Origin of the sequence: Hymenobacter plasmatis, from assembly GCF_020711255.1 — a bacterium.
Taxonomy (GTDB): domain Bacteria; phylum Bacteroidota; class Bacteroidia; order Cytophagales; family Hymenobacteraceae; genus Hymenobacter.
In genome coordinates this window covers 1-3,346 of sequence record NZ_JAJFAW010000054.1, presented here as the reverse complement: position 1 = coordinate 3,346, position 3,346 = coordinate 1, and the positions used below count along the sequence as shown (strand labels likewise).

5 protein-coding genes are annotated in these 3,346 nt (G+C 65.3%); 3 read left to right on the top strand and 2 right to left on the bottom strand.

The window, feature by feature from the left end; genetic code table 11:
• Nucleotides 1-133: 133 nt before the first annotated feature.
• Nucleotides 134-349 carry a hypothetical protein gene (locus LJ738_RS21075; protein ID WP_227788329.1) on the bottom strand — a complete coding sequence of 72 codons (216 nt, stop codon included), beginning with the start codon at nucleotides 347-349 and terminating at the stop codon, nucleotides 134-136.
• Between the two features lie 217 nt (nucleotides 350-566).
• On the opposite strand from LJ738_RS21075, the gene LJ738_RS21070 reads away from it, so the two are divergent.
• The 3 genes from LJ738_RS21070 (at nucleotide 567) to LJ738_RS21060 (ending at nucleotide 2,667) form a co-directional block, all read left to right on the top strand.
• Complete coding sequence (locus LJ738_RS21070; RefSeq protein WP_227788328.1) at nucleotides 567-1,025, top strand: thermonuclease family protein; 459 nt, start codon at nucleotides 567-569, stop codon at nucleotides 1,023-1,025.
• Between the two features lie 58 nt (nucleotides 1,026-1,083).
• Nucleotides 1,084-1,830: a hypothetical protein gene (locus LJ738_RS21065; RefSeq protein ID WP_227788327.1), complete on the top strand. Its 747-nt coding sequence runs from the start codon at nucleotides 1,084-1,086 to the stop codon at nucleotides 1,828-1,830.
• Nucleotides 1,831-1,932: 102 nt separating this feature from the next.
• Nucleotides 1,933-2,667 (top strand): hypothetical protein, encoded by a 735-nt coding sequence (locus LJ738_RS21060; protein ID WP_227788326.1) that lies wholly within the window; start codon nucleotides 1,933-1,935, stop codon nucleotides 2,665-2,667.
• Between the two features lie 332 nt (nucleotides 2,668-2,999).
• Here the strand turns inward: LJ738_RS21060 and LJ738_RS21055 are convergent, their stop codons facing one another.
• Nucleotides 3,000-3,212, bottom strand: coding sequence for a hypothetical protein (locus LJ738_RS21055; RefSeq protein ID WP_227788325.1), 213 nt, complete (start codon nucleotides 3,210-3,212; stop codon nucleotides 3,000-3,002).
• Between the last annotated feature and the right edge of the window lie 134 nt (nucleotides 3,213-3,346).

Genomic DNA, 3,346 nt, shown 5'->3' with positions numbered 1-3,346 from the left:
CCGGATTACCAACCCGGCCTGTAAAGCGCAGGCCGGATTATCACCCCCACCTGTATAGCTATAGCCGGACGAGACACTGCAAGCTGGGGGCGGCAATACTGCAGCGGTGCTTCAACCATGCTTTTGCCATGCTCTAACTGCGGTTGGCTGACGCCGACGTTCCGTTGAGGGCGCGGGAAACTTCGGCCTCGGGGAGGTGGGTAAATTGGCAGAACTCGGCGACTGACACGTAGGCGCGGGCGGGCTTGTCGAAGTGCTTGCGGATGCGCTGCAGCAGCACCTTGGCGGTGCTGTATTTTGTGCCCGTAAGCTGGGCTGCTTCCTTGGGGCAGATGCACACCTGGGGCATAATTGGACCAATTGGGGTGAAAGTGGCAGACGAATATACAACGGCTAAAACCCGTCCGTAGGTTCGGAGCATGGAGGCCCAACGGACTGTTTTACGGGTAGGTGAACTGGCGCTGCTGGCGGTGCTGGTCGCGGGCTGTCTGTCGAGCCAGAGTGAGACGGGCGAGCCGCTGTCGTTCACGGCCCGCGCCGCGGCGGCCGCGGAGGCGGCCCGGGTGGTGCGCGTCGTCGACGCCGATACCTACATCCTGCTGGCGGGCTCCTCGACGTACCGGTTCCGGCTGCTGGGCGTGGACGCGCCGGAGCGGGACCAGCCGTTCGGGCCGCAGGCCGCCGACTCGATGGCGCGGCTGCTGACGCCGGGACGGGTGGTGCTGGTGGCCCGGGCTGGCATGGACCTCTACGGCCGGACGCTGGGCACCGTGCTGCTGCCAACGGCAACCGTGGCCGCGGCGGGCCGCCCCGTGCCTTTGGATTCGCTGATGGTGGTGCGGGGCTGGGCCTGGGCCTTTGACCCGGACCACAAAGTAGCCGGACGGGCACAACAGCAGGTGGCCGCGCAGCGAGCCGGGCGCGGCTTGTGGAAATGCGGCGTGCCCCAGGCCGTGCCGCCGAAGCTGTGGCGGTCTTTTAATGCTCAAAACAAGCGGCGCTACCGGGTTGGCTGCACCTGGTAACCAAGCCGCGCAAGTGAAAGCAGCCGGGTTTTATCTCCAACTTTTATTCCCTATTCTCATGGCCTCTCAAAATGGCATCCTGGGGTTGCAAGGCACAGTGGGCGGCCTTGTCTTCGCCAAAAACGGCACGGTTCGTCAGAAACCTGCCTCCAACAAAGCCGCCTTCGCCTCGGCGGCTTCGCTGGCCCGTACCCGTGAAAACGCCTCGGAATTCGGCCGCGCGGCCAGCGGCGGCAAGCTCATTCGTTCGGCCTTCCGGTCCCTCATCACCACGGCCTCCGACGCGCGGATGGTGAGCCGGCTCACGCAGCGCGTGCGCCAAATCGTGGGGCTGGACGAAGCCAACGACCGCGGCGAGCGGGTGGTGGACAAGGACAACGTCGGCGGCCTGCTCGGCTTCGACTTCAACAGCGGCGCGGGCCTCGGCCAGAGCCTGTTCTTCCCGTTTGCGGTGGCCACAGCCGGCGCGGACGTGACGCTGACGGTGCCCCGGCTGAACCCGGCCACCGACTTGGTGGCCCCGCAGGGCGCCACGCACTTCGAGCTGCTCTACGGGGTGGCGATGATGAACTTTGAAACCGGCACTTACGAGGCCGGCACGGTGGCCGCTCCATTCGGCACGCAGGCGCTGAGCGCGGCCCCCCTGGCCGACCAGGCGCTGGTGGCCACGCTGCCCACGGCCCCGACCGCGGACGACGTGGTGATGGCCGTGCTGGGCGTGAACTTCTACCAGTCGCTCAACGGCAAGCTCTACCCGCTCAACAACAACGCCACCAACCCGCTGGCCATTGCCTACGTGGCTTAAGCCAGACGGCGGGAATATGCGGCCGGCGCCGACCAGCGCCGGCCGTTTGGGTGGGGCCGGGCCCCGGTTTCTCTTGGTTTTACTTCTAATTCTTTATTTCTGATGGCTTCCAAAACCGCCTATCAAAAACAAGCGGACAAGCGCCTGAAAACGGCGCTCAAGCTGCGCGCCCGCTACGACGGCCGGGTGCGCAAATACGCGACGGCCCTTGGCGCGGCCCTGGCCGGCGCGGCCGATGCCAAGGCGCGCGTGGACCGGATTAACCTGCTCTACGGCGTGGACGTCTCGACCGAAACGCTGCTGGTGCACGACCTGCGCACGGCGGGCCTGCCCGGCCTGCTCAGCACGAGCATGGCCGCCAGCACCCCGGGCGAGGAAGTGCAGCTCTTTAATGCCATCGCCGACGGCAACGGCGGCGCGGTGCTGGCCGCGGACGCGCTGTTTGGGGAAGTGGTGGACCCCGCGGCGCCGGTGGCCGACGCGCCCCCGGTCGTGGTGGCCCCGCCCGTCGTAATCCAGCAGTCCCCGGCCCCGGTGGAACCCGCCCCCGTGGTGGACGGGGCGGTAGCGGGGCAGGTAACGCTGGCCGGCCCGAATGGGACGCTGGCGGGCATCACCATTGAATCGGCCCCGGGCGTGAGCCTGGACTTTGCCCCGCTCTACAGCGGCAGCTCCATACCGGTGGACATGTACCTGTTCGTGTACGTGGAGGACCCGATGACCGCGAAGGTGACGTTTGCCGACCGCTACGCGGGCAAGTCCTTCACCGTGCACCTGGCCGATGGCCGCACAGCCACGGGCCTCTTCACGGAAGGCTCGTATGGCATTGACGTGTAGCCGCGGTACCTGCCGGTAGAATGAAAAGGCCAGCTCCCGTTTTGGGGGCTGGCCTTTTTTATGGTGCTGGGCTGCTGGCTGCGACAGCTGGCGCCGAAGGGCGGTGGGCCCGCTCCCTGGAAGGAACAAGCGGCGTGGCGCACACTGGCCTACACGACGCGGCTGGAGGACCTGTACCGAGAACTCCTTCTACAGATAATGTGGCCGTGCACCTGCGGGTGGTAGCTGCTTACACCAGAGCATCATAATTTCTCGTCACTGAATAAAAAAGGCCCACCCGCATGATGCGGGTGGGCCTTTTCAGTACAGCGTAGAAGGGTGCCCAGCGCCCGCTAGTACGTGATTTCTCCAGAGATAGTCAGGGAGCCAGCCGGGTCGGCCGGGTTCAGTATATCCAAGCCGTCGTAGAATCCCGAAGCCCCGCTGAATCGACCAGTTCCCCCGGTGATGGTGAAGTGAACGGCGACTGTTGAAGTACCATCCCCTAGGGGCGTCAGCACCACGCGCAGGGTGGAGAAAATCTGGTCCCCGTTGGCGGCCGTCATGACTTGCGTACCAGTGGCCGTGCCCGTCGCCGGGTCCAAGAGGGTATGGTCTTCGTAATGAGGTGGTCTAAGCTAGCCGGACGGAAGAAGGACGTATATTTCTTCTGTTATGACAGCCAAAAAGAGCGGGTCGT

Coding starts and splice junctions, on each gene's coding strand:
- LJ738_RS21075 (WP_227788329.1), bottom strand. CDS start 349: ATGCCCCAGGTGTGCATCTGCCCCAAGGAAGCAGCCCAGCTTACGGGC.
- LJ738_RS21055 (WP_227788325.1), bottom strand. CDS start 3,212: ATGACGGCCGCCAACGGGGACCAGATTTTCTCCACCCTGCGCGTGGTG.
- LJ738_RS21060 (WP_227788326.1), top strand. CDS start 1,933: ATGGCTTCCAAAACCGCCTATCAAAAACAAGCGGACAAGCGCCTGAAA.
- LJ738_RS21065 (WP_227788327.1), top strand. CDS start 1,084: ATGGCCTCTCAAAATGGCATCCTGGGGTTGCAAGGCACAGTGGGCGGC.